The 24,867-nt window shown below is 71.8% G+C and carries 17 protein-coding genes and 1 pseudogene; 4 read left to right on the top strand and 14 right to left on the bottom strand.

The features are described 5' to 3' along the window. Positions 1 to 73: 73 nt before the first annotated feature. The gene (nrdR, locus tag OIB37_RS27225; protein WP_330460234.1) at positions 74 to 625 is read right to left on the bottom strand and encodes a transcriptional regulator NrdR; all 552 of its coding nucleotides are present in this window, start codon (positions 623 to 625) and stop codon (positions 74 to 76) included. A gap of 650 nt (positions 626 to 1,275) precedes the next feature. Between nrdR and lexA the strand changes: the two genes are divergently transcribed. Beyond that, on the top strand, positions 1,276 to 2,055 hold the full coding sequence (gene lexA / locus OIB37_RS27220) for a transcriptional repressor LexA (protein WP_330460233.1): 780 nt from the start codon (positions 1,276 to 1,278) through the stop codon (positions 2,053 to 2,055). Between the two features lie 161 nt (positions 2,056 to 2,216). Here the strand turns inward: lexA and OIB37_RS27215 are convergent, their stop codons facing one another. The 4 genes from OIB37_RS27215 to OIB37_RS27200 all read right to left on the bottom strand — a co-directional run bounded on the left by OIB37_RS27215 (position 2,217) and on the right by OIB37_RS27200 (position 9,149). Further along, positions 2,217 to 4,196: an ATP-dependent DNA helicase gene (locus tag OIB37_RS27215; RefSeq protein WP_330460232.1), complete on the bottom strand. Its 1,980-nt coding sequence runs from the start codon at positions 4,194 to 4,196 to the stop codon at positions 2,217 to 2,219. A 347-nt stretch (positions 4,197 to 4,543) separates the two neighbouring features. Next, the gene (locus tag OIB37_RS27210; RefSeq protein WP_330460231.1) at positions 4,544 to 5,251 is read right to left on the bottom strand and encodes a GNAT family N-acetyltransferase; all 708 of its coding nucleotides are present in this window, start codon (positions 5,249 to 5,251) and stop codon (positions 4,544 to 4,546) included. A gap of 67 nt (positions 5,252 to 5,318) precedes the next feature. Next, the gene (locus tag OIB37_RS27205) at positions 5,319 to 7,265 is read right to left on the bottom strand and encodes an IucA/IucC family protein (RefSeq protein ID WP_330460230.1); all 1,947 of its coding nucleotides are present in this window, start codon (positions 7,263 to 7,265) and stop codon (positions 5,319 to 5,321) included. 396 nt (positions 7,266 to 7,661) lie between these two features. After that, entirely contained in the window at positions 7,662 to 9,149 is a 1,488-nt protein-coding gene (locus OIB37_RS27200) for a diaminobutyrate--2-oxoglutarate transaminase family protein (RefSeq protein WP_443058210.1), read from the bottom strand. Positions 9,150 to 9,555: 406 nt separating this feature from the next. On the opposite strand from OIB37_RS27200, the gene OIB37_RS27195 reads away from it, so the two are divergent. Continuing rightward, the gene (locus OIB37_RS27195; RefSeq protein WP_330460229.1) at positions 9,556 to 10,788 is read left to right on the top strand and encodes a trypsin-like serine peptidase; all 1,233 of its coding nucleotides are present in this window, start codon (positions 9,556 to 9,558) and stop codon (positions 10,786 to 10,788) included. Positions 10,789 to 10,861: 73 nt separating this feature from the next. Here the strand turns inward: OIB37_RS27195 and hflX are convergent, their stop codons facing one another. The 4 genes from hflX to dapF form a co-directional block, all read right to left on the bottom strand. Further along, positions 10,862 to 12,352, bottom strand: a complete 1,491-nt coding sequence (hflX, locus tag OIB37_RS27190; protein ID WP_330460228.1) for a GTPase HflX — start codon at positions 12,350 to 12,352, stop codon at positions 10,862 to 10,864. 341 nt (positions 12,353 to 12,693) lie between these two features. Further along, positions 12,694 to 14,238 carry a M1 family metallopeptidase gene (locus OIB37_RS27185; protein WP_330460227.1) on the bottom strand — a complete coding sequence of 515 codons (1,545 nt, stop codon included), beginning with the start codon at positions 14,236 to 14,238 and terminating at the stop codon, positions 12,694 to 12,696. A gap of 111 nt (positions 14,239 to 14,349) precedes the next feature. Next, a complete protein-coding gene (locus OIB37_RS27180; RefSeq protein WP_330460226.1) occupies positions 14,350 to 16,767 on the bottom strand; it encodes a RelA/SpoT family protein in 2,418 nt (805 codons plus the stop codon). Between the two features lie 295 nt (positions 16,768 to 17,062). After that, complete coding sequence (gene dapF / locus OIB37_RS27175; protein ID WP_330460225.1) at positions 17,063 to 17,938, bottom strand: diaminopimelate epimerase; 876 nt, start codon at positions 17,936 to 17,938, stop codon at positions 17,063 to 17,065. A gap of 322 nt (positions 17,939 to 18,260) precedes the next feature. Here dapF and OIB37_RS27170 point away from each other — a divergent pair, with 322 nt between their 5' ends. After that, positions 18,261 to 19,214 carry an IS481 family transposase gene (locus tag OIB37_RS27170; protein WP_330457540.1) on the top strand — a complete coding sequence of 318 codons (954 nt, stop codon included), beginning with the start codon at positions 18,261 to 18,263 and terminating at the stop codon, positions 19,212 to 19,214. Here the strand turns inward: OIB37_RS27170 and OIB37_RS27165 are convergent. After that, a complete protein-coding gene (locus OIB37_RS27165; protein ID WP_330461983.1) occupies positions 19,211 to 19,789 on the bottom strand; it encodes a hypothetical protein in 579 nt (192 codons plus the stop codon). The genes OIB37_RS27170 and OIB37_RS27165 overlap by 4 nt on opposite strands. Positions 19,790 to 19,896: 107 nt before the next feature. Continuing rightward, a complete protein-coding gene (miaA, locus tag OIB37_RS27160) occupies positions 19,897 to 20,835 on the bottom strand; it encodes a tRNA (adenosine(37)-N6)-dimethylallyltransferase MiaA (protein ID WP_330460224.1) in 939 nt (312 codons plus the stop codon). 520 nt (positions 20,836 to 21,355) lie between these two features. Here miaA and OIB37_RS36345 point away from each other — a divergent pair. Then, positions 21,356 to 21,559, top strand: a pseudogene (locus tag OIB37_RS36345) (antitoxin); the annotation flags it as partial. Between the two features lie 284 nt (positions 21,560 to 21,843). On the opposite strand, the gene OIB37_RS27150 reads toward OIB37_RS36345, so the two are convergent. The 3 genes from OIB37_RS27150 to OIB37_RS27140 form a co-directional block, all read right to left on the bottom strand. Further along, complete coding sequence (locus OIB37_RS27150) at positions 21,844 to 22,575, bottom strand: class III extradiol dioxygenase subunit B-like domain-containing protein (RefSeq protein ID WP_330460222.1); 732 nt, start codon at positions 22,573 to 22,575, stop codon at positions 21,844 to 21,846. Between the two features lie 113 nt (positions 22,576 to 22,688). After that, positions 22,689 to 24,206, bottom strand: a complete 1,518-nt coding sequence (gene miaB, locus OIB37_RS27145; protein ID WP_330460221.1) for a tRNA (N6-isopentenyl adenosine(37)-C2)-methylthiotransferase MiaB — start codon at positions 24,204 to 24,206, stop codon at positions 22,689 to 22,691. Positions 24,207 to 24,373: 167 nt separating this feature from the next. Then, positions 24,374 to 24,805: a MarR family winged helix-turn-helix transcriptional regulator gene (locus OIB37_RS27140; protein ID WP_330460220.1), complete on the bottom strand. Its 432-nt coding sequence runs from the start codon at positions 24,803 to 24,805 to the stop codon at positions 24,374 to 24,376. Between the last annotated feature and the right edge of the window lie 62 nt (positions 24,806 to 24,867).

The following is a 24,867-nucleotide window of genomic DNA, read 5'->3' as shown; positions in this document are numbered from 1 at the left end:
CCGCCCGCGACAGGTCTTGGATTCGCCGTCCGCCGGCCGGAACCCGGGCTTTCGCCCGTTCTCCGGCCCCCGGTCAGTCGGCGGCGTGCGCGGGCACCGGGACCTGAGTGGTCCGCCCGGGCCCGCGTTCGTCTTTCTGGCTCCCCGTGTGCGCGTCTTCGTCGTCGGCGACGGGGCCTCTTGCCGTTTCCCTCAGCTCCGAGATGGCGGCCTCGAAGTCCTCGAGCGAGTCGAACGCCCGGTAGACGGAGGCGAATCGCAGGTACGCGACGAGGTCGAGCTCCTGCAGCGGACCGAGTATGGCCAGACCCACGTCGTGGGTCGTCAGCTCGGCACTGCCGGTGGCGCGCACCGCCTCCTCGACCCGCTGGCCGAGCTGGGCGAGCGCGTCCTCGGTGACGGGCCGTCCCTGGCATGCCTTGCGCACGCCGTTGATGACCTTCGTACGACTGAAGGGCTCGGTGACTCCGGACCGCTTGACCACCATGAGCGAGCACGTCTCCACGGTCGTGAAACGACGGGAGCAGTCGGGACACTGGCGGCGCCTGCGGATCGACGTGCCGTCGTCGGTCGTACGGCTGTCGACCACGCGGCTGTCGGGGTGCCTGCAGAAGGGGCAGTGCATGGTCTCCAACCCTCCTCACAGCAGACTCGATGGCCTCGCCGGGCCTCACGGGCCCCTCGAAGCAGCCCTAAGCATAGGCGATCGCGGAGGCCCCGAAGACCCAGGGGCTCGCCCGAAACACAACTTGTGGGCCGCTGTAGCCATACAACCACTAGATGTAGGGATTGACTCAAACGGCGAGGCGGGCTCGCGTGTCGGCGGGGAAAACGCCGTGGAGCACGGTATGGAGCAGGACGCCGGGCGAGTCGCCGACCGCCACGGACGGCCGCGGACGGCCACGAAGCAGCAGACCCCGGCACCTGCGGGGCGCCACGGCCGGACACGCGGACGCTCGTGCACGCCCCCGCCGACCCCACGGGGATACCGTGGTCGCCACGCGGAGGACGCATGGCGCTCCGACACGGACGGGGTCCGGCTCCCGGCGGGCGGGCTCCCGGATGGCAGACTGGGCGTGGCCCATGAGGCCGTCCACCCCAGCGGTGAAGAGTACAACAATGGGCGCTTTTGCCCACCAGAGGTCACATAAGCCATACACCCGGACGCATGATCACGTCAGGCGAATCGCACTTTTTCACTCGAACGTGTGTTTGGCGCAACCTTTCGAAAGCAACTACCGTTGTCCAGCAGGGAGACCATCGAGAGGGGCTGACGTGACCACCACCGCAGACAGTGCCACCATCACCGCCCAGGACCGCGTCCAGGGCCGAGTCGAGCCGGTACATGCGATGAATGAAGCCACGAATCCCGAGGGGCACAAGCGCTCCCTGCCGGGCCGACCTCCAGGCATCCGGGCGGACAGCTCGGGGCTGACCGACCGCCAGCGCCGGGTGATCGAGGTCATCAGGGACTCCGTGCAGCGACGCGGCTACCCGCCGTCGATGCGGGAGATCGGCCAGGCCGTCGGCCTCTCCAGCACCTCCTCGGTCGCGCACCAGCTGATGGCGCTGGAGCGCAAGGGCTTCCTGCGCCGCGACCCGCACCGCCCTCGCGCGTACGAGGTGCGCGGCTCGGACCAGGCCGTGACCGTCCAGCCCACGGACACGGCCGGCAAGCCCGCCGCGTCGTACGTCCCGCTCGTCGGCCGTATCGCGGCCGGTGGCCCGATCCTCGCCGAGGAGTCGGTCGAGGACGTCTTCCCCCTCCCCCGGCAGCTCGTGGGTGACGGCGAGCTGTTCGTACTCAAGGTCGTCGGCGACTCCATGATCGAGGCCGCGATCTGTGACGGTGACTGGGTCACCGTCCGCCGCCAGCCGGTCGCCGAGAACGGCGACATCGTGGCCGCCATGCTCGACGGCGAGGCCACGGTCAAGCGCTTCAAGCGCGAGGACGGCCATGTCTGGCTCCTCCCGCACAACTCGGCCTACGAGCCCATCCCCGGCGACGACGCGACCATCCTGGGCAAGGTCGTCGCCGTGCTGCGCCGCGTCTGACGACCGCGGCGGGCGAGCCGACCGGCTCCCCCTGACCGGACCCCGGAACCCCTGCGCCGGTTCCGGGGTCCTGTGCGTGTGGCTCCCGGCCCGCGACCACCGCCCGACCCGCACCCGGACCGACGGACCGACGGACCAGCTGCGGGTCTCCCCGACTCCGGCTACTCCGCCTGCTCCGTCTGCTTCGCCACGGCGTCGATCGCGGCGAGCGACCTGCGCACCTGGTTACGGTCCGTGGTGTACCAGAAGTCGGGCAGTGACGTCTTCAGGTACCCGCCGTAGCGCGCGGTGGCCAGCCGCTGGTCCAGCACGGCGACCACGCCACGGTCTCCGGACGCCCGTACGAGACGGCCGGCGCCCTGCGCCATGAGCAGCGCGGCATGGGTGGCGGCGACCGCCATGAAGCCGTTGCCGCCGGCGTCCTCCACCGCCTTCTGGCGGGCGCTCATCAGCGGGTCGTCGGGGCGCGGGAACGGGATCTTGTCCATGACCACCAGCTGGCAGCTGGGGCCCGGGACGTCGACGCCCTGCCACAGCGACAGCGTGCCGAAGAGGCAGGTCCGGGGGTCGGCCGCGAAGTTCTTGATCAGCTCGCCGAGCGTCTCCTCGCCCTGGAGCAGGATCGGGAACTCGGGGATCCGGGAGCGCAGCTCCTCCGCGGCGAGCTGGGCGGCCCGCATGGAGGAGAACAGTCCGAGCGTGCGGCCGCCGGCGGCCTGGATCAGCTCGGTCAGTTCGTCGAGCATGTCGGTGCGGTCGCCGTCCCGTGCGGGGCGCGCGAGGTGCTTGGCGACGTACAGGATGCCCTGCTTGGGGTAGTCGAACGGCGAGCCGACGTCGATGCCCGTCCACTGCGGCAGGTCGTCGCCCTCCACGCCCTCGGGGCCGAGGCCCAGCGAGGCGCCGACGCCGTTGAAGTCGCCGCCCAGCTTGAGCGTGGCCGAGGCGAGGACCACGCTGCGGTCGGCGAAGAGCTTCTCCCTGAGCAGCCCGGAGACCGACATGGGGGCGACGCGCAGGGAGGCGCCGAAGCGGTCGTGGCGCTCGTACCAGACGACGTCCCACTCCGAGCCGTTCAGCACCCGCTCCGCCACGTCGTGCACCGTCTCCACCGAGGCCAGCGCCTGCTTGCGGACCGCGTCCTCGTCCTGGACGGACTTGTCGCGGGTGGTGCCGAGCGCGGAGACGACCGTGCGGGCCGCGTCACGCAGCGCCATCAGCGCGTAACCGAGATCCTCCGGGATCTCCTCCAGGCGGCCCGGCAGGGCCAGCTCCATCAGCCGCTCGAAGCCCTCGGCGGCGGTCTGGAGCTGGTCGGCGGCCTTCTCGTCGACGAGCTTCGCCGCCCGGCGCACGGCACGGTTGACCTGGCCGGGAGTGAGTTCGCCGGTGGCGACGCCGGTGACCCGGGAGACGAGTTCGTGCGCCTCGTCCACGATGAGCACCTCGTGCTGCGGCAGCACCGGGGCACCCTCGATGGCGTCGATGGCCAGCAGCGCATGGTTCGTGACGACGATCTCGGCGAGCTTGGCCCGCTCACGGGCCATCTCCGCGAAGCACTCGGCGCCGTAGGCGCACTTCGACGCACCCAGGCACTCCCGCGAGGACACCGACACCTGCGCCCATGCCCGGTCGGAGACGCCCGGGGTGAGGTCGTCGCGATCGCCGTTCTCGGTCTCGTCGGACCAGTCGCGCAGGCGCAGCAGGTCCTGTCCCAGCTTGCTGGTGGGTGCCGCCGCCTCGAACTGGTCGAAGAGGCCTTCCTCCTCGTCCTGCGGCATGCCTTCGTGCAGCCGGTGCAGGCACAGATAGTTCGACCTGCCCTTGAGCATGGCGAACTCCGGACGGCGCCGCAGCAGCGGATGCAGGGCGTCGACCGTGCGCGGCAGGTCACGCTCCACGAGCTGGCGCTGGAGCGCGAGCGTGGCGGTGGCGACGACCACGCGCTCCCCGTGGGCGAGCGCGGGTACGAGATAACCGAGCGACTTTCCGGTGCCGGTGCCGGCCTGGACCAGCAGGTGGGATCCGTCGTCGATCGCTTCGGCGACCGCTTCGGCCATCGTCACCTGGCCGGGGCGCTCCGTACCGCCGACGGCTGCGACGGCGGCATGCAGGAGTTCGGGGAGTGAGGGCTTCGTCATAGCCCGACCACCCTACGGCCCGGCACTGACAAACGGGCGGTCACGGCGGGGACGAGGGGGCGGAGAGGGCGGAGAGGGCGGAGTGGGCGGAGTGGGCGGGAGGGGTGGTGGGGGCGGATTGGGTGGTAAGGGCGGATGGGGCGAAGGGGGCGGATCACTGCCGGGGCTCCTTGGCGGGACAGGACGGGACGGAGCGAGGGCGGAGGGGCGAGGTGGGGTGGAGAAGGGGGGAGGAGGGAGGACGGAGGGGAAGGGGCGGCGACGGAAAGAAAGAAAAAGTTGGCCCGCGACCGGGAACCTGACCGGCTCGCCATGCGTACAACATGTGAGCACTCGGACACGGAACGCTACAGAACATCGCGCAGGGTCCGGTCGCGGATCAGGAGGGCGGCTCGCTTGTCGGGCAGGTCGGTCTCCGCGACGAACCGGAAGCCCGCGCTGAGGAAGGCTGCGACGGAGGGGGTGTTACGAAGATCGGGCTCCGCCACGACGCGTGCGCAGGCGGGTCTCCGGTCCAGGACCAGGTCGGCCACGGCCCTGATCAGAACGGATCCGAGCCCGCGCCCCCGGTCGGCGGCGCCGCCGACGAGGAGGTGGATCCCGGTGTCGTGGAGGCGGGCCGGGTAGTAGCGGGCCAGCGGGTCGAGATCGGCCCGGTAGAGCTCCCAGTAGCTCATGGGAGTGCCGTCCAGCAGACCGAGGCACGGCACGCTGCGGCCGCCGCCGTCGAGTTGGGCGCGCAGGTGCTTCGCCGTCGCACCCGGGGGCCCGGCCAGCTCCCAGAAGGCGGCGACGGCGGGGTCGCTCATCCACCGGTGGATGAGCGACAGGTCCCGCTCGACGTGCACCGGGAGCAACTGGAACAGGCCCACGGGGGTCTCGGCCGGTCCCCAGGCGGCGACGTGGTCGAGGAGGTCGTCGGCAGGGGCGGGCCCGGGTCCCGTCCCGTCGGTGAGGAGTGCGGCGAAGTCGCCGGGCACGCGCAGTTCCAGGGTGTCCTCGCCGTCCCCGAGGGATGTGGGGCCGCGTCCGGCGCTCGCGTCGGTGGGAGGCACGGTGCGCTCCTCGCTCAGGAATGGCGTTCGGGAAAGGGGGCTGGGGAACGGCGTTCGCGAAAGACGCTCAGGAATGGAGGGGGTTGGTGATGGTGACGTAGACGGACTGGGTGTCGACCGGGCCGACGAGTTCGTCCAGGCCGTGCAGGCGGGTCAGCAGGTTGGCCTTGCAGCGCAGGACGGGCGAGTCGAGCAGGCGGCCGGGCAGGGTGGTGCGCAGGGCGGCGGGTCCCGTGGCGACGTCGGTGAGGAAGCGGCGGAACGCCGCGAGGAGAAGCCGTTCGTCGGCGAGGCGCTGGGAGCCGAACGCACCGATCAGGCCGAACACGTTGTTGATGGCGAGGTAGTACGCGAAGCGTTCGTCGGCGACCTCGTCGGAGACGAAAGTGTCGCTGTGTTCGCCGATCCCGGGCAGCCGGGCGTCGAGATCGGCCCGCCGGGACGCGCGGAAGTAGTAGCCCTGGTTGTCGCGGTAGCGGCCGCCCGCGGGCCAGCCGTCGCCGTCGAGCAGGATCAGCGTGTTCTGCTGATGGGCCTCCAGTGCGATGCCGGCCTCGCTGTCGAGCCACAGCACGGGACGGACGACCTGTTCCAGGTAGCGCAGGAACCACTCCGCCGCGACGGCTTCGACGGGCCGCCCCGTGTGTACGGCCAGCCGTGCGACGAGCTGGGCGAGCCGGGACCCGTGGGCCCAAGACCCCTGCGGCGGCACGGAGTCGGCACCGGGTACGGCGAGCGGGCGGGGCGAGACGAGTCCCGCGACGCAGCCGACGTCGTCGGACGGCACGAACGGGTTGTGCCTGAGTACGACGTCGAGTCCGGGTACGGGCGGCCCGTCCGGGGCGTCGACGGCGAGCCACGCCGGGTCGCGGACGATGTCGAAGCCGGGGTGTGCGGCCTGCCACTGCTTGGACAGGCCGGTGCGCAGCAGGCGGTGCACCTCGACTCCGCGGTGGAGTTCCTTGCGCAGGTTCTCCCGGCGGGAGTTGGTGATGCGCAAGCCGAGCGACAGCTTGAGCATCGCGGGGACGCCGGAACGGTGGACGGTGCGCACGGAGGAGGTGGGGTGCCAGGGAGCGCCGAGCGGGCCGAGGTCGCGGAGCAGTCCGGAGTCGAGCAGGCCGGCGACCACCGGGCGGTGCCGCAGTTCGCGCGCCTGCCAGGGGTGCAGGGGCAGCGCGGCGTAGCCGTCGGGCAGCGGCAGGGTGGTGTCGCTGAGCCGACGGGTGAGGTGCTCGGCGGGGACGGGGCGTCCGCGCTCGGTCCAGGCCGAGTCGGTCACGAGCAGGGCGGGGGCGACGGCCATCCAGTGCAGGGGGAAGGATCCGCGCAACTCCGGTGAGTAGAGCCGGACTTCGGCCTCGGTGAGCCCTTCCCGGCTCTTCGGGGTCGGGTGCAGGGGGTGACCGAGGAGCAGGGCCTGCTCGGCGCCGAGGAAGAGGTCGGGACCGTCGGCGGGATGTGCCCGCCGGTCGCGGAGGAAGGTCGCGGTACGGCGCAGCGAGTCGGCGACCCTGACGACGAGGTCGACGCCGTCTCCGGAGGCGGACGTCGGGGACGTGGCGCCGGCGCCCGCATCACCGGGCCTCTCCCTGGCGAGCAGCGCGGCCAGGGTGACCGCGTCGATGGGGGCGCTCTCCTCGGAGTCGTCGGCGAAGCGCGGCGGTCCGAAGCGGTGCCAGCCTGTCGGTGACCAGTGGCGGACGGGGACGGCCAGGGCCGTGCCGCCGGAGGGAAGGGGGATGTGGAGGGTGTTGGTGGCGGGGGCTGGGAGGTCCGTCTCGCGGACCCAGCAGCGCAGCAGGTTCTCCACCGCGGCGGCCTGGGCCGCGCTGTGCGGGTCGGGATCCTCCAGGGGGTCGGCGCCGGGCTCTCCCCGCCGTACGGCGGCGGGCTCGCGCCGCTTCTGCGGGGGCACCGAGTCGACTCGCGGCAGCGGATCGACCGGGGCTCCGGAGTCGCCCGCCTCCTCGGGGCTGCCGGATCGGCCGTCGGGTGCGGGGGTGGCGTTCAAGACGGCTCCTCGGGGGGCTGGGGGTGTCGCGGGTTCGCGCGTCGTCGGCTCGACCGGGGGCGCCGTGTCGGCGGAGAAGGACGAGTTCGCGGGCGGGTTCCGGATGGCTGTCTGTCGTCGTAGGGAGGGGATTCGGAGTACGGGGCGAGTAGGGAGAGGGTCGGAGTACGAGGCGGGCGGGGGTCCGCCTGGACGCCTGCTGACTGGACGTCTGGGCATCCAGGTATCCGGGCGGACGTGCCGTGGAGCTGAGGAGGTGCGGTGGAACTGAGGGGTGCGAAGGAAGCGGGGTGCGACGGCGCGTTCGGAGGGGTCGGCGCGCCGGCCGGCCACGGCCGATGGTGCTCCGGCCGCTGCGGAGGCTGCTGCGGAGGGTGGTGGGCCGCTGTACGGGCGTTATCCGGCGCGTTCGGAAGGGTCGTCGTGTCGTCGGCGGTGGCCGTTGTCCTGGTGGCCACGGGCCGCCGCTGCCACCGCGTCACTCAGGCGGTCCAGGACGGCTGCAGCCTGCTCGTCGCTGATGGTCAGCGGCGGCAGGAGTCGTACGACGCTGTTGTGGCGGCCGCCGAGTTCCACGATGAGGCCGCGGTGGAGGCACTCCCGCTGGACGGCGGCGGCGAGGTCGGGAGACGCGGGGAGAGGGGCGGCCGGCGAGTCCGGCGCCGGCGGCAGGGCGCGACCCGTGGCACAGGAGGCTTCGTGCCCCGGCCCGGCCGGACCGGACCGCCCGGCCTCCGCACCCTCGGGGTCCACCAGTTCGACCCCGATCATCAGCCCGCGCCCCCGCACGTCGCCCACACACGGGAACTCGCCCTTGAGGGCTTCCAGTTGGGACAGCATGCGGGCACCGAGGGTTTTCGCCCGGTCGGCGAGGCCGTGTTCGCGGACGTAGGCGAGGGTGGCGGTGCCCGCGGCCATGGCGAGTTGGTTGCCACGGAAGGTGCCCGCGTGGGCGCCGGGCCGCCAGACGTCGAGGTCCTCGTGGTAGACGACCACGGCCAGCGGGAGGCTTCCGCCGATGGCCTTGGACAGGACCATCACGTCGGGGGTGACCGCGCTGTGCTGGACGGCCCAGAAGGCGCCGGTACGGCCGACTCCGGTCTGGATCTCGTCGGCGATGAGCGGGATCGACCGGTCGGCGGTGAACTGCCGCATGCGGCGCAGCCAGTCGTCGGGCGCCGGGATCACTCCGCCCTCGCCCTGGACGGGTTCGAGAATCATCCCGGCGGCCAGCGGCACGCCCGACTTGGGGTCGTCGAGGAGCGACTCGGTGAAGCGGGCGGCGAGTTCGGCGCCGGGCGCGCCGCCGACGCCGAACGGGCAGCGGTAGTCCTGCGGGTACGGCAGCCGGGCGACCCGGACCTCGCCGGCCCCGCCGGAGGCGGCAAGGGCGTCGGCGGTCATGCCGTGGTAGGCGCCGGTGAAGGCGAGGATGCCGGTACGGCCGGTCGCGGCCCGGACGAGCTTGAACGCGGCCTCGACCGCGTCGGTGCCGGCCGGTCCGCAGAACTGGACGCGGGCACGGTCGGCGAGCCCGGGCGGCAGGGTGCGGAACAGCTCGGTGATGAAGGCGTCCTTGACGGGGGTCGCCAGGTCGAGCACGGAGAGCGGGGCGCCGGAGTCGAGGACCTTGCGGATGGCCTCCAGCACGACGGGGTGGTTGTGGCCGAGGGCGAGGGTCCCGGCGCCGGACAGGCAGTCCAGGTAGCGGCGTCCGTCGGCGCCCTCGATGGTCAGGCCACGTGCCCGCACGGGCACGATGGGCAACGCCCGCGCATAGGTGCGCGCCGCGGATTCGCGCGCGGACTGGCGCTTCAGAATCCCCTCGTGCACGGTACGGGTTCCCCCGTACGCGCTTTCAGCCATCGACTCGGTCACGGCCACGGCTCGCTGTCCTCCCCGCTGTTCAGAGGCGAGTTGATCCGCGGGGGCCGGGCCAAGGCAGCGGGACCCCCATCGCTAACAACCGCGGACCGGCCTACGGGTTACGGTCTGCCACCAAGATCCTTGCCGCGGATCCTCGCCGCGCCGGGAGCGTCCCCGAAGCGGGCCGGCCTCTCGGCAGTGCCGGGTGGGACGGGTGTGTCCGTACCTGAAACCCCTGATGAATGGCCGGATCACGCAGCCCGTAGCGAAACCGTTGCCGTTCCGTCAGAAGTCCCCCACGGCGAGCGCATAGTGTGTGGTCCCGTTCCCAGAGAGCCACGAAGCCGGCGTCAACTCCCCGTGAGTGAGGTGCCGGTGCCGGGCCGAAGTGCCGAGTTCCTTCACAGCAGGGGGAGTCAAGACCATGCGATCCATACGGCCGTCGTTCACCGTTCGCCGAGGGAGGGGCGTGCCGCGCAGAACCTCCCCCGTGCTGGCGACGGTCGCCCTCGTGTCGACGCTCACGCTGACCGCCACGGCGTGCGGCGGCGACAGCGACGACAAGGCCGACGACCGGCCGACCGCCACCGCGACCGCGATCGGCTCCGGCGACGGAAAGATCAGGATCCCGGACAACATCCGGCAGAAGCTCGAAGAGCACGGCGTCGACGTCGACAAGTGGAAGAACGGCGCCTGGAAGAACTGGGACCGGGAGCAGTGGCTGCGCGAGGCCAACGACTTCATCAACCCGATCATCAAGGGCCTGTGGAACCCGGACCGCATGCGGGGCGCCGACGATCCCGACAGGGGCGTCGACGACAACGACCTCTCCGGTGACCAGGGAGTGACGGACCCGGCCCCGGCGCCGGTGAAGGCGCAGCCGGTCACGGCGCCGTACCACAACAACGCGGCCACCTCCGGCAAGGTGTTCTTCGACGCCCCCGAGGGCACGATGGTCTGCTCGGCGACGGTCGTCGAGGACCCGGCGCACCCGGGCAAGTCCAACCTCATCTGGACGGCGGGCCACTGTGTGCACGCCGGCAAGAAGGGCGGCTGGTACCGCAACCTCGCCTTCGTGCCGTCGTACAACAACCAGGGCATGTCGCCCGCGCAGATGAAGGGCGCCCCGCGGGAGCAGGTCGCTCCGCTCGGCGTCTGGTGGGCCGACGGGGCCAAGACCTCGCAGCAGTGGATCGACAAGGGCGGCGCGACCGGCGGTGACGGCGCCTCGTACGACTTCGCCGTGATCCATGTGACGCCGGAGCAGGGCACCACCGGCAAGTCGCTGGAGGAGACGGTCGGCGGCGCGCTGCCGGTGAGCTTCGACGCCCCGGCCGTGCCGCAGGTGCGGAACATCACGGCCAGCGGTTACCCGGCGGCGGCGCCGTTCGACGGCCGGCTGCTGTACCAGTGCCAGGACAAGCCGGGCCGGCTGTCGATCAACGCGTCGGACCCGACGATGTACCGCATCGGCTGCACGATGACCGGTGGCTCCTCCGGCGGTGGCTGGGTGGAGACGGGCTCGGACGGCAAGCCCACCCTGGTGTCCAACACCTCGATCGGCCCGGTCTCCGCGGGATGGCTCGCCGGTCCCCGGCTGGGTGAGGTGGCCAAGGGCGTGTACGACTCGGTCAGCCGGAAGTTCACCGGCCGGTAGACCCGCGCGCGGCAAGCGGGAAGGCCCGCCACCCGGGAACGGGTGGCGGGCCTTCCTGTGCTGCGGTGCGGTGTCAGGCCGCGGACGCGGACGCGTACGGCGCCAGGTCCGCCGCCAGTTCCTCGTTCACCCGGACCTTGATCCGGGTGCCGTCCGCGGTGTGCTCCTCGGAGAGGACCTCGCCCTCGGTGTGGGCGCGGGCGACGAGCTTGCCGTGCGTGTACGGGACGAGCGCGTCGACCTCGACCGAGGGGCGGGGCAGCTCGTCGTCCACGAGCGCGAGCAGTTCCTCGATGCCCAGGCCGGTACGCGCCGAGACCGCGAGGGAACGCTTCTCGACCCGCAGCAGCCGCTGGAGGACCAGCGGGTCGGCCGCGTCCGCCTTGTTGATCACGACGATCTCGGGTACGTCGGTGGCGCCGACGTCCCGGATCACCTCGCGCACGGCGGCCAGCTGCTCCTCCGGGTTCGGGTGCGAACCGTCCACCACGTGCAGGATCAGGTCGGAGTCGCCGACCTCCTCCATGGTGGAGCGGAACGCCTCGACCAGGTGGTGCGGCAGGTGCCGGACGAAGCCGACGGTGTCGGCCAGGGTGTACAGGCGGCCGCTCGGGGTCTCCGCGCGCCGGACGGTCGGGTCCAGGGTCGCGAACAGCGAGTTCTCGACCAGGACGCCGGCGCCCGTGAGGCGGTTGAGCAGGGAGGACTTGCCGGCGTTGGTGTAGCCCGCGATGGCGACGGACGGCACCTTGTTGCGCCGGCGTTCCTGACGCTTGACCTCACGGCCGGTCTTCATGTCCGCGATCTCCCGGCGCATCTTCGCCATCTTCTCGCGGATCCGGCGCCGGTCCGTTTCGATCTTGGTCTCACCGGGGCCACGCGTGGCGAGGCCACCGCGACCGCCACCCATCTGCCGGGACAGCGACTGGCCCCAGCCGCGGAGCCTGGGCAGCATGTACTGCATCTGCGCCAGCGCGACCTGCGCCTTGCCCTCACGGGACTTGGCGTGCTGGGCGAAGATGTCGAGGATCAGGGCCGTACGGTCGATGACCTTGACCTTGACGACGTCCTCCAGCTGGATCAGCTGGCCCGGGCTCAGCTCACCGTCGCAGATGACGGTGTCGGCGCCCGATTCGAGGACGACGTCGCGCAGCTCGAGGGCCTTGCCCGAGCCGATGTAGGTGGCCGCGTCGGGCTTGTCGCGGCGCTGGATCACGCCGTCGAGCACGAGCGCGCCCGCGGTCTCGGCGAGGGCGGCCAGCTCGGCGAGGGAGTTGTCGGCGTCCTGGGCGGTGCCGGTCGTCCACACGCCGACGAGCACGACCCGCTCCAGGCGGAGCTGGCGGTACTCGACCTCGGTGACGTCCTCCAGCTCGGTGGAGAGGCCCCCCACGCGGCGCAGGGCCGCGCGCTCGGACCGGTCGAGCTGGTCACCGTCCCGCTCGCCGTCGATCTCGTGGCTCCAGGCGACGTCCTCTTCCATCAGGGCATCGGCCCGAAGACCTTCGGGATAGGCGTGCGCGAGGCGCTTGGTGTCCTGGGAAGGGGAAGAAGAGGAGGTCATTGGATCCTTACGCCGATGGTCGATGGGAGTGCCGATCCGGTTGTGGCGCAACCGGCGGTCTTGTTCGGACAACGCTCGAGTACCCGGGGAGATTCCCGTGACCCGTGCCGCGCCGACCTGAAAATGGTCCCACGGCACGGCGCGTCTCGTCACCGCGTTATTTCCCCGCCGCCGGCCCCGCCACTCCGGTGATTTCGCCGTTCTCGGCGCCCGTCGGCGTCCATCGGCGTCCGTTGGCATCCATCGGCGCCCTGGCCGTCATCCCCGTGTCCTCGGCATCCCCGGAGTTCCCGGAGTTCCCGGAGTTCCCGGAGTCCCCGGAGTCCCAGGCGCCCCCGGCGTCATTTCACCGGCGCCGGCTTACCGGACCGCGGCTCCTTGGCCGTATCGGTCGACGCGGTGGGCTTCCAGTCGGGGTGGCCCGGCATGGGCGGGGTCTTCTCGCCGTAGAGCCAGTCCTGGAAGAAGCCACTGAGGTCGCGGCCGCCGATGGCCGAGGCGAGGCGGACGAAGTCGGCGGTGGTGACGGTGGAGTCCCGGTGTTCCTGGACCCACACCTTCTCCAGGCGCTCGAAGGCCGGCCGGCCGATCTCCTGGCGCAGGGCGTAGAGCACGAGCGCCGCTCCGTCGTAGATGTTGGGACGGAAGATGCTGATCTTCTGGCCGGGCGCGGGGGGCTTGGGCCGGGCGGGCGGCCCGCCGGAGGCCCGCCAGCGGTCGGAGGCGCCGTAGGCGGCCTTCATCCGGTCCTCCAGGGGCTTGTGCGCCTTCTCCTCCGAGTAGAGGGCCTCGTACCAGGTGGCGTGCCCCTCGTTCAGCCAGACGTCGGACCAGGTGCGGGGGCTGACGCTGTCGCCGAACCACTGGTGGGACAGCTCGTGAACCATGATCGACTCGAGGTACCACTTGGGATAGGCGGGCTCGGTGAACAGGTCCTTCTCGAACAGCGACAGGGTCTGCGTCTCCAGCTCGAAGCCCGTGGAGGCCTGGGCCATGAGCACGCCGTACGTCTCGAAGGGGTACGGCCCGATCTTGCTCTCCATCCAGGCGATCTGGTCGGGCGTCCTGGCGAGCCAGGGTTCGAGCGCCTTGCTGTCGGCGCTGGGCACGACGTCGCGGACCGGCAGCCCGTGGGGGCCCTGGCGGTGCAGTACGGCGGAGCGGCCGATGGAGACCTGCGCGAGCTCGGTGGCCATGGGGTGCTGGGAGCGGTAGGTCCAGGTGGTGCTGGGGCCGACGCGCTCCACTCCGGTGGGCAGGCCGTTGGCGACGGCGGTGTAGTCGTTCGGGGCGGTGACCCGGATGGTGAACATCGCCTTGTCGGACGGATGGTCGTTGCACGGGAAGACCAGGTGAGCGGCGTCGGCCTGGTTCGCCATGGCGAGGCCGTCGGAGGTGCGCACCCAGCCGCCGTCCTGGCCCTCGGCGGCGACGGGGTCGCTGGTGTGCCGCACGGTGATCCGGGTCCAGCTGCCCCGCGCGAGGGCGCGGGAGGGGGTGACGACCAGGTCCTGCCCCGCGCTGGTGAAGGAGGCCGGCCGGCCGTCGACCTCGACGGACTCCACCGTGCCGTGGGCGAAGTCGAGGTTGATGCGGTCCAGCGTGGCGGTCGTCCAGGCGTCGATCGTGGTGACGGCCCGCAGCGGCTTGTCGTTGGTGCCGGGGTAGGTGAAGGAGAGGTCGTACGACGCCACGTCGTACCCCGGGTTCCCCAGGTACGGGAAGAGCCGGTCGCCGACACCCAGGGGTTCGGCGGGGGCTCCGGCGGCGATGAGGCAGACGGCCGCGGCGGAGGCGAGCAGGGCCGCCCCACGGCGGCGGAGCAACCGCGGGGCACGGCGTGGGCCGGGGTCGAGTGACTGGCGCGAGCGGGGGGTGAGCAGCATGCACCACCGCTACCAGCGCGCCCGGGCGCTGCGGCGGCGGCGCGCGCCGGGCCCACCCGAACGGGTTGGTCCGGGAGAGCCTTCTTCAGGAAGCCGGCGGCCGGGGCGCCCTCAGGACGCCATCGGCGCCTGGGCGCGGCTCACGTCGTACACCCCGGGCACGTCGCGCATGGCGCGCATGAGGGCCGGGAGGTGCGCCGCGTCGGGCAGCCGCACCGTGTAGGTGTGCCGTACCCGCTGCTGGCTGGGCGGTTCCACGGTGGCGGAGACGATCTCGGCGCCTTCCTGGGCCATCGCCTCGGTGAGGTCGGCGAGCAGATGGGGGCGGCCGAACGATTCGGCGATCAGCGTGACCCGGCACTCGGTGGTGTCCCCCCAGCGCACACCGATCTCGGCGCGTCCCCTGGTCGTCATGTGGGCCACCGCGGCGCATCCGGCGCGGTGCACGGTCACCACTCCCCCGCGCACGGCGAACCCGGTGATCTCGTCGAGCGGTACGGGCGTACAGCATCCGGCGAGCCGTACGACGGCCCCGGGCCGGTCCACGAGCACGTCGGCGCCGCGAGGGCGCGCGAGGGGGACGGCCGTGCCGGAGCGGCCCCTGGCGGGACCTCGCCTGGTGGTGCGGGCGGAGGACGTGCCCTCCGGGGCGCCGGTCGAGTCCGCCGATGCGGCGGGCGCGCCCGCCGGCGCGGCGCCCGCCCCGTCCGACGAGGTGGCCGGCGCCTGCGCTCTCGCGGACGGTGCGTGCGCTGTCCCGGAAGGTGTGCCCGTCGCCTCGCGGGGTGTGTCCCCCGGGCGGCCAGCGCTCCCCGGGCCCTGGGCGCCGGTGGCGCCGTCGCCGGTCGAGGGATGCGTGTCCGGGGCGGCGTCGCCGGGATGGGTCGCCAGCCACCGCTGGATGGCGATGCGTGCGGCGGGGGTGTGGGCGTGCTCCAGCCACTCGCGGGAGGGTTCGGAGGCGGGGTCCTGGCCCATGAGGAGCTGGACGCTGTCGCCGTCCCGCAGGACGGTGCTGAGCGTGGCGAGGCGGCCGTTGACGCGGGCGCCGATGCAGGCGTGGGCGTCCTCGCCGTACTGCGCGTAGGCGGCGTCCACGCAGGTGGCGCCCTCGGGCAGGCCGAGGGTGCCACCGTCGGGCCGGAAGACGGTGATCTCGCGGTCCTGGGCGAGGTCCTCGCGCAGGGTGGACCAGAAGGTGTCGGGGTCGGGGGCCGCCCGCTGCCAGTCGAGGAGGCGGGAGAGCCAGCCGGGGCGGGTGGGGTCGGCGCGCTCTCCGTCGGCGGCCTGGGACGGGTCCTCCGCGGGGGGTGCGTAGGGGTTGCCGAGCGCGATCACTCCGGCCTCGGCGGCCTTGTGCATCTGGTGGGTGCGGATGAGGACTTCGGCGACCTGGCCGTCCGCGCGGGCGACGGCGGTGTGCAGCGACTGGTACAGGTTGAACTTGGGTACGGCGATGAAGTCCTTGAACTCGGAGACGACCGGCGTCATACAGGTGTGCAGCTCGCCGAGGACGCCGTAGCAGTCGGCGTCCTCGTGCACGAGGACCAGCAGGCGTCCGAAGTCGGCGTCGCGCAGTTGTCCGCGTTTACGGGCGACACGGTGGACCGAGACGAAGTGGCGGGGGCGGATGAGGACTTCGGCGGGGATGTCGGCCTCACGCAGTACGCCGCGGACCTGTTCGGCGATCGCCGCGAGGGCGTCGTCGGGGCGGGCGGTGTTCTCCGCGATGAGTTCCCTGGTGTGTTCGTACTCCTCCGGGTGGAGGATGGCGAAGACGAGGTCTTCCAGCTCGGTCTTGAGTGCCTGGACGCCGAGCCGTTCGGCGAGCGGGATGAGGACGTCACGGGTGACCTTGGCGATCCGCGCCTGTTTCTCGGGGCGCATCACGCCGAGAGTGCGCATGTTGTGCAGGCGGTCGGCGAGTTTGATCGACATCACGCGCACGTCGTTGCCGGTGGCGACGAGCATCTTGCGGAAGGTCTCGGGCTCGGCCGCGGCGCCGTAGTCGACCTTCTCCAGCTTCGTGACGCCGTCGACCAGGTAACGCACCTCCTCACCGAATTGTTCCCGCACCTGAGCTAGCGTCACATCCGTGTCCTCGACGGTGTCGTGGAGCAGCGAGGCCGTCAACGTGGTCGTCTCGGCGCCGAGTTCGGCGAGGATGAGGGTCACGGCCAGCGGGTGCGTGATGTACGGCTCGCCGCTCTTGCGCATCTGGCCGCGGTGCGAGGACTCCGCGAGGACGTAGGCGCGGCGCAGGGGTTCCAGGTCCGCGTCGGGGTGGTGGGCGCGGTGCGCCTCCACGACGTGACCGATGGCGTCGGGCAGCCTGCCGCGGGCGGCGGGTCCGAGCAGCGCGGCCCGGCCGATCCGGCGCAGATCGATGCGCGGCCGGGACTTCCAGCGGGCCGCCGCGGGCACGACGGCCGCCGCGGGCCCAGCCGGCACGGCCGGCACGGTTGGGGCCACCGGCGCTGTGGGCGCCACCGGGCCAGGGGTCGCAGGGTTCGTGGCCTCCGCACTCATGGGCACCTCCGGCTCGTGGACCGGCGGACGGAGCTCCAGGGCATACGCGGCTCAGGGATGGCGACGTTCCCCCGTCCGTGCCGGTGCTTGATGCTACCGAGCCCACCACGTGCGACCGACCGCCTCTCGCCGAGCGTGAAACGGATCACCCATTCGAGCGACACGGAGGAGGTTTAGGGTTTGCGCCACGTGCCCTGCCCTCGGCCGCGGTTTCGAACGGACCCGGGCGCCGGGAGTATGCCCCGCGCCGCAGGTCCGGGCGCCCCGGGTTCGCCGTGACCGCTGTTCCGTCAGGTCAGCGGAGCGCGTTTTCCAGCCAAGCGGCGTCGATCTCGCCCTCGGCGACGATCACGGCGGGCCCCGTCATCTCGATCTCCCCGTCGGGCCGTTCGGTGATGACGAGGCGTCCGCCGGGCACGTCCACGGTGTACGTCGCCGGAGTCCCGGTGACGGCCGGGTCGGCGCCGTCACGCCGGGCGGTGGCCACGGCGACCGCGCACGCGCCCGTACCGCAGGAGCGGGTCTCGCCGGAACCGCGCTCGTGCACGCGCATGGCGACGTGCCGGGGGCCGCGGTCGACGACGAACTCGACGTTCACCCCGTCGGGGTAGGCGGTGGCCGGGCTGACGGGCGGCGCGGAGTACAGGTTGCCGGCGTGTGCCAGGTCGTCGACGAAGGCGACGGCGTGCGGGTTGCCCATGTTCACGTTCCGCGCGGGCCAGCTGCGCTCTCCGACGCTCACGGTGACCTCGTCCTCGGGAAGGCGGGCGGCGCCCATGCCGACGGTGATGTCGCCGTTCTTCGCGATGTGGACGGTCTTCACGCCCGCGCGCGTGGCGATGGCGAGGTCTCCTTCGCCCACATGTCCGGCGTGCTGGAGGTAGCCCGCGAACACACGCACGCCGTTGCCGCACATCTCCGCGATCGAGCCGTCGCCGTTGCGGTAGTCCATGAACCACTCCGCCTCGGCGGCCATCTCCCGGGCCTCGGGGTGCGCGGCGGACCGCACGACGTGCAGGACGCCGTCGCCGCCGATGCCGGCCCGGCGGTCGCACAGGACGGCGACCGCGGCCGGGGTCAGCTCGATGGCGTTCTCGGAGTCAGGGACGATCACGAAGTCGTTCTCGGTGCCGTGACCCTTGAGGAAGGCGATCCGCGTGCGCGTGCTCATTCCTCGATCGTAAAGGGTGGGCGCAGCAGGGCGTCGACGGTGGGGGTCCCCCGCGCTAGCGACGTCGAGCGCGGGGAAGCGTAGGGACGCGTCGGCGACCGCCGACAACGTCGCTGGGGGTACCTCCTGCTCGCAGAGGTCGGGGAGGGCGTGCCAGGCCCTAGCCCCGCGTCTGCGGCATGATCCGCCGGGCAGGCGCTAGCTGTTCTGTCCACGGAGGTTGGGTGCGGTGACAGTGGTCACCGTCTGGGGATCTTGAACGAGTGAGGGCCTTCCGGGTTCGGTGTGGATTGCGACGTCTACACCAGCCCGAAAGGCCCTCATGCCCCACCGTAATGCACCTCTGACCGAGACCGGACGTCTGCGGCTGGCCCGCTGCGTGGTTGATGACGGATGGCCTCTGCGCCGGGCGGCGGAGCGGTTCCAGGTCTCGCCGACCACAGCCCAGCGGTGGGCCGGGCGATACCGCCAACTCGGCGAGGCGGGGATGAGCGACCGTTCCAGCCGCCCCCACCACAGCCCTCGACGCACGCCGACGCGGGCCGAACGCCGGATCATCAAGGTCCGCCTCACACGGCGGTGGGGACCTGCCCGCATCGCGCACCTGCTGGGCCTGGTGCCCTCCACCGTGCACCGCATCCTGGTCCGCTTCGGCCTGGCCCGGCTCAGCCACCTCGACCGAGCCACCGGCCGGGTCATACGCCGCTACGAACGCGACCGGCCCGGCGAACTCGTGCACGTGGACATCAAGAAGCTCGGCAACATCCCCGACGGCGGCGGCCACAAGGCCCTGGGCCGCCAGGCAGGCCGCAAAACCCGCTCCGGAGCCGGCTACAGCTACATCCACACCGCCGTCGACGACCACTCCCGCCTCGCCTACAGCGAGATCCACACGGACGAGAAGAAAGAGACCGCCACCGCCTTCTGGACACGCGCACACGCCTACTTCACCGGCGTCGGGATCACCGTCGAACGGGTCCTGACCGACAACGGAGCCTGCTACAAGTCCTACCTCTGGCGCGAAACCCTGACGGCGGCCGGGATCACCCACAAGCGAACCCGGCCCTACCGGCCACAGACCAACGGCAAGGTCGAACGACTCAACCGCACCCTGCTCGACGAATGGGCCTACGCAAAGCCCTACCACTCAGAACAGGAACGACGCGACGCGTTCCCCCGCTGGCTGCACTCCTACAATCACCACCGCGGACACACCGCGCTCGCAGGCAAACCACCCGCCAGCCGCGTCCCCAACCTCACAGGGCAATACAGCTAGCGCAGGCGGGCAACCCGCCACACGGCGAGGACGGCCACGACGGCCACCAGCAGGACGTAGGCGATCACGACCCGCCAGTCGGGCCGGCGTCCCGAGCCGCGCGCGGGCAGGCCCGGGAAGGTGTAGCCCACGCGACGGGCGGCCATCATGCCCCAGCCGGCGGCGCAGGAGCAGATCAGCAGGCCCAGCATGGCGATGACGGCACCGCTGTCGCCGAAGTCGAAGGCGAGCGGGAAGGCGAACATCAGCGAGCCGACCGCGGCGAGGCCCACGATGGGCGCGAGCTGCCAGATGCGCAGCCTCCGCTGCGGACGCAGCTCGACCTCGACCTCCGGTCCGCTCGCGTACATCTCCTCGGGCGCGGGCCCGTCGGCGGTGACCCCGCCCGTGATCTCGTCGGGCCCGTCGTCGGCGAGGCGCTCCTCGACGAGACGCTCCTCGGCGACGCGGTCCTCATCGAGACGTGCCTCGGTGAGGGCGTCCTGGGCCAGAAGGTCCGCACCCTGGCCCGGCTCGTCACCGTCGGTGGTGACGTGCTCGGCACCCTGTGCGGTGTCGCGAGGGCCGGCCTCCATCGCCACGCGCCCTCCCAACTAGGACTTCCACTGGTCGATCGAGCTTGATGATGGCACGGCGTCAGACGCCGCGTTGACCGGCGGCGCATCCCGATGCCATGACGTGATCAGGCTGTAACCGGTCGTTCGACCAACGCCAGGGCCAGCCCCGGAAGTTCCGCGCGGTCCGCCACCGCACCACTCAACCAGTGCACCCGGGGGTCGCGCCTGAACCACGAATCCTGGCGGCGCGCGAAGCGCTTGGTGGCGCGCACGGTCTCGGCGCGCGCCTCCTCCTCGGTGCACTGGCCCGCGAGCGCGTCGAGGACCTGCTGGTAGCCCAGCGCGCGTGACGCCGTACGGCCCTCGCGCAGCCCTTGCGCCTCCAGGGCACGCACCTCGTCCACGAGCCCCGCCTCCCACATCCGGTCGACACGGCGCGCGATGCGCTCGTCGAGTTCGGGGCGCGCCACGTCGACACCGATCTGGACGGTGTCGTAGACGGAGTCGTGGCCGGGGAGGTTCGCCGTGAAGGGGCGGCCGGTGATCTCGATGACCTCCAGGGCCCGGACGATACGGCGGCCGTTGCTGGGCAGGATGGCGCGGCCGGCGTCGGGGTCGGCGGCGGCCAGGCGCGCGTGCAGGGCACCCGGGCCGCGCAGCGCCAGCTCCTCCTCCAGGCGGGCCCTGACCTCGGGGTCGGTGCCGGGGAACTCCAGGTTGTCGACGGCTCCGCGGACGTACAGACCCGAGCCGCCGACCAGGACCGGCCAGCGGCCCTGCGCCAGCAGGGCGTCGATCCGGGCGCGGGCCAGCTTCTGGTACTCGGCGACGGAGGCGGCGACCGTCACGTCCCAGATGTCCATCAGGTGGTGCGGGACGCCGCCGCGCTCTTCGGACGTCAGCTTGGCGGTGCCGATGTCCATGCCCCGGTAGAGCTGCATGGAGTCGGCGTTGATGACCTCGCCGCCGAGCTGCTGGGCCAGGAAGACGCCGAGATCGGATTTTCCGGCCGCGGTGGGTCCGACGACGGCGAGGACGCGGGGGGCGAGGGGTGCACTGCTCACCACACCAGTTTCGCAAACCTCGGGACCGCGTCTGGAACGCGTCTCGTGAAGACGCCGTTTTCGGGGTAGCCGTCCATGGCGAGGTACCCCGCCGGAACCTGCCGGACGGCCGGGGTGGTGACCCGCGTAACGCGACCGGACGCACCGCGTGACGCGGGATCCCGCCCGCACGAGTAACGTAAGAGGTGGGAATGGGCGCTTTTGTACGACTCCTCGGCAGGTCGAGGCAGGTCGAGGACGACACAGGAGGAGGCAGCCGGCGAAGCCGAGGAGGCGGCTGGGCGGCTCAGGGCACGGATGCCAGGGCATCCGCCACGGACGGACACACGGGCGTGACGACCGGATCGGAAACCCGTCGGAACGGCCCACGCGGTCCGGGCGGAAATCCACCGGCAGCGATCCGCGCAGAGCTCAGAAATCCGTCGGCAGACGGACGTCGGCGAGAACGGCGACGACACCCGCGCACAAGCCCACCCATCACACATAACTGTCCCGACTGTCCCGCGAGGGAAGGTGGACCATGGGTCTCTTGGACAACATGAAGGACAAGATGTCGGACCTCGCGCGCCAGCATGGCGACAAGGTGCAGCACGGCATCGACAAGGCCGCTCATGCCGTCGACGAGCGGACCAAGGGCAAGTACAGCGAGAAGATCCACTCGGGCACGGACAAGGCGAAGGACGCGATGGACCGCCTCGCCCACAAGGACTCCATGCACCCCGGCCACACCACCCACCACACCCATCCGAGTGAGGCGGCCGCCGAGCAGGTGCAGAGCGGAGACATGACCACCCGTTCCACCCACCCGAAGGGCGGCGGCAGCGAGTACCAGCGGGACGCCAGCCACCCGGACGTCATCCCCCCGGAGAACCCGCCGGCTTCCTGAGCGGCACGACCGCCCGCACACCGGCGCGCGGACCGGACCGCAGACGACCGAACGGCCGCGGAGCGAATGCGCTCCCGGCCGTTCGGCGCTGTCCTGGGACGCCTACGACCGTCCTTCGACGCCTACGACCAGGTCGCGACCATGTACCCCACGCCGTAGGGGGCGTCGTCGTACAACAGCGCACCTGTCAGGTCCGCGCCCACGGCGGCGCCCGCGAGTACCTGCCAGGGGGCGCGGCCGGAGGCCTTCAGCTGGTGGGCCTGCTCGGTGTCCAGCGCCGCGAGCGCCGTCACGTCGGCGGAGCCCAGCGCGCGGGCGATCGCCGCGTCGAAGGGGGCCGCCCGCTCGTCGAGGTAGCCGGGCGCCTTGAGGGTGCGGCACGCGCTGGCGTCGCCCATCACGAGGAGGGCCACCCGCCGGGCTCGGGCTGCGATCTCCCTGCCTGTCTCGGCGCACCGCTCGGGCGCGAGCGTCTCCTCGACGCCGAGTCCCTCGATGGGGGCGTCGGCCCAGCCGGTGCGTTCCAGCAGCCATGCGCCTACGGCCAGCGAGGCCGGCAGCTCACCATCGCCCACGACACCGGTGTCGGCTTCGGTTTCGGCGGCCACGCCGAGCCGTACGGCGGCATCGACACCGAAGCCGCGGAAGGACCCCGGGGCACCCTGGGGGTATTCGCCGGCCTGGGCCCCCGCGGTCGGCCCGACGACCACGAGCAGATCCGGCCGGGAGGCGGCGAGCACGCCGAGCGCGTCGGTGCACGCCGCGCGTGCGACGTCCAGCTCGGGTGCGGCACCCGCGGCGACCTCGGGCACGAGGAGCGGCGGGCAGGGGCAGACGGCTGCGGCGACAAGCATGATCGGCAGATTAGCCCCGCACGACGGCCGAGCGTTACCCACGCCGCCCGGACCCGCCGGCGAACGGCTGAACGAGCCGCCCCGCCGACGGGTGTGACCGGAGGTTCGCCGGCTCAGTCGCAGCCGCAGCCGCTCGTGGCAGCGGGCTGCGGAGCCGGTGCGCCGATGGTCGGCAGGCCGAGCATGACACCGGCCGGCTTGGCCGCCTCCGCGGCGTTGCGCTTCTCCCAGGCGTCACCCGCGCGCGTGCGTCGCACGTCGAGGACCTTGCCCTCGGCAAGGAGGTGGTGCGGGGCGGCGTAGGTGATCTCGACCGTGACCACGTCGCCGGGGCGCACCTCCTGCTCCGGCTTGGTGAAGTGGACCAGGCGGTTGTCGGGGGCACGGCCGGAGAGGCGGTGGGTGGCGCCGTCCTTGCGGCCCTCGCCCTCGGCGACCATCAGCTCCAGGGTGCGGCCGACCTGCTTCTTGTTCTCCTCCCAGGAGATCTCCTCCTGAAGGGCGACGAGACGCTCGTAGCGCGCCTGGACGACCTCCTTGGGGACCTGGTTCTCCATGGTCGCGGCCGGAGTACCGGGCCGCTTGGAGTACTGGAAGGTGAACGCCTGGGTGAACCGCGCCTCGCGCACTGCGTGCATCGTCTGCTCGAAGTCCTCCTCCGTCTCACCGGGGAAGCCGACGATGATGTCCGTCGTGATCGCGGCGTGCGGGATGGCGGCGCGGACCTTCTCGATGATCCCGAGGTAGCGGTCCTGCCGGTAGGAGCGGCGCATCGCCTTCAGGACGGTGTCCGAGCCGGACTGCATCGGCATGTGCAGCTGCGGCATCACGTTCGGCGTCTCGGCCATGGCGGCGATGACGTCGTCGGTGAAGTCGCGGGGGTGCGGGGAGGTGAAGCGGACGCGCTCCAGGCCCTCGATCTTCCCGCAGGCCCGCAGCAGCTTGCTGAAGGCCTCACGGTCGCCGATGTCGGAGCCGTAGGCGTTGACGTTCTGGCCGAGCAGCGTGATCTCGGAGACGCCCTCGCCGACCAGGGCCTCGATCTCGGCCAGGATGTCGCCGGTCCTGCGGTCCTTCTCCTTGCCGCGCAGCGCCGGGACGATGCAGAAGGTGCACGTGTTGTTGCAGCCGACGGAGATCGACACCCAGGCCGCGTAGGCGCTCTCGCGCCGGGTGGGCAGCGTGGAGGGGAAGGCCTCCAGGGACTCGGCGATCTCGACCTGGGCCTCCTCCTGGACGCGGGCGCGCTCCAGCAGGACGGGCAGCTTGCCGATGTTGTGCGTACCGAAGACGACGTCCACCCACGGCGCCTTCTTCACGATGGTGTCGCGGTCCTTCTGCGCGAGGCAGCCGCCGACCGCGATCTGCATCCCGGGACGGCTCACCTTCCTGGGCGCGAGGCGGCCGAGGTTGCCGTACAGCCGGTTGTCGGCGTTCTCGCGCACGGCGCAGGTGTTGAAGACGACGACGTCGGCGTCCCCGTCGGAACCCTCGGGAGCCCGCACGTAGCCGGCGTCCTCGAGCAGTCCGGACAATCGCTCGGAGTCGTGGACGTTCATCTGGCACCCGTAGGTGCGCACCTCATAGGTTCGCTGGACGTCCACGGGCTGGCTCCGGTCGATGCTGCTCATGCCATAAGGGTAGGCGGTACATCGGGCAGCCTTCGCCCCGCGGGCGGACCGCAAGATCCAGTGCGGGCGAGGTCCGCGGAAGACCACGGACGGTCGCTACGGTGCCGGGGCGGCCGGAAGACCGGCGTTCCGGCGCTTCACTCCCTCACGTTCACCGTGTTCAGGAGTCAGTCGCCGGGGCGCTGGGAGTCGACCATCATCTGAAGCAGGTCCCGCAGGCCGCGCCGCTGGTCCTCGTCGAGGGCCACCAGGGGATCCGCCGCGAAGCGCAGGGCGGCGCGAAGGTCCTTCACGACCGTGCGACCGGCCTCGGTGGCGGCGATGCGCTTGATCCGGCGGTCGGTGGGGTCGGGTACGCGTTCGACCAGGCCACGGCTCTGCAGCCGGTCGACCATGCCGGTCAGGTTGGAGGGATCGGCGAACACCCGCTCGGCCAGCCTCCGCATGGGCAGCGCCTCGTCCAGCGCGAACAGCACCTTGACCTGCTGCGGTGTGAGTCCGTGGCGGGCGGAGGCGGTCTCGTACTCCCGCTTGTAGAGGTCGGTGATCTTCGCGAAGAGAGCGATCACCTCGGCGGTGAGCTGGTCCGGGGTGTCCATGGCCGGATTCTAGTGCAGGCGCCGCACGCACCACCATGGTTGACAACAATGGTGGTGCTCCA

Origin of the sequence: Streptomyces sp. NBC_00820, assembly GCF_036347055.1 — a bacterium.
Lineage (GTDB): Bacteria > Actinomycetota > Actinomycetes > Streptomycetales > Streptomycetaceae > Streptomyces.
The sequence above is the reverse complement of the archived record's forward strand: the minus strand, read 5'-3'. Positions and strand labels throughout refer to the sequence as shown.

What these genes read in the sequence shown, in the direction of transcription:
- nrdR (WP_330460234.1), bottom strand. Translation starts at nt 625, where the DNA reads ATGCACTGCCCCTTCTGCAGGCACCCCGACAGCCGCGTGGTCGACAGC.
- OIB37_RS27215 (WP_330460232.1), bottom strand. Translation starts at nt 4,196, where the DNA reads ATGACGAAGCCCTCACTCCCCGAACTCCTGCATGCCGCCGTCGCAGCC.
- OIB37_RS27195 (WP_330460229.1), top strand. Translation starts at nt 9,556, where the DNA reads ATGCGATCCATACGGCCGTCGTTCACCGTTCGCCGAGGGAGGGGCGTG.
- hflX (WP_330460228.1), bottom strand. Translation starts at nt 12,352, where the DNA reads ATGACCTCCTCTTCTTCCCCTTCCCAGGACACCAAGCGCCTCGCGCAC.
- OIB37_RS27185 (WP_330460227.1), bottom strand. Translation starts at nt 14,238, where the DNA reads ATGCTGCTCACCCCCCGCTCGCGCCAGTCACTCGACCCCGGCCCACGC.
- OIB37_RS27180 (WP_330460226.1), bottom strand. Translation starts at nt 16,767, where the DNA reads ATGAGTGCGGAGGCCACGAACCCTGCGACCCCTGGCCCGGTGGCGCCC.
- dapF (WP_330460225.1), bottom strand. Translation starts at nt 17,938, where the DNA reads ATGAGCACGCGCACGCGGATCGCCTTCCTCAAGGGTCACGGCACCGAG.
- OIB37_RS27170 (WP_330457540.1), top strand. Translation starts at nt 18,261, where the DNA reads ATGCCCCACCGTAATGCACCTCTGACCGAGACCGGACGTCTGCGGCTG.
- OIB37_RS27165 (WP_330461983.1), bottom strand. Translation starts at nt 19,789, where the DNA reads ATGGAGGCCGGCCCTCGCGACACCGCACAGGGTGCCGAGCACGTCACC.
- OIB37_RS27150 (WP_330460222.1), bottom strand. Translation starts at nt 22,575, where the DNA reads ATGCTTGTCGCCGCAGCCGTCTGCCCCTGCCCGCCGCTCCTCGTGCCC.
- miaB (WP_330460221.1), bottom strand. Translation starts at nt 24,206, where the DNA reads ATGAGCAGCATCGACCGGAGCCAGCCCGTGGACGTCCAGCGAACCTAT.
- OIB37_RS27140 (WP_330460220.1), bottom strand. Translation starts at nt 24,805, where the DNA reads ATGGACACCCCGGACCAGCTCACCGCCGAGGTGATCGCTCTCTTCGCG.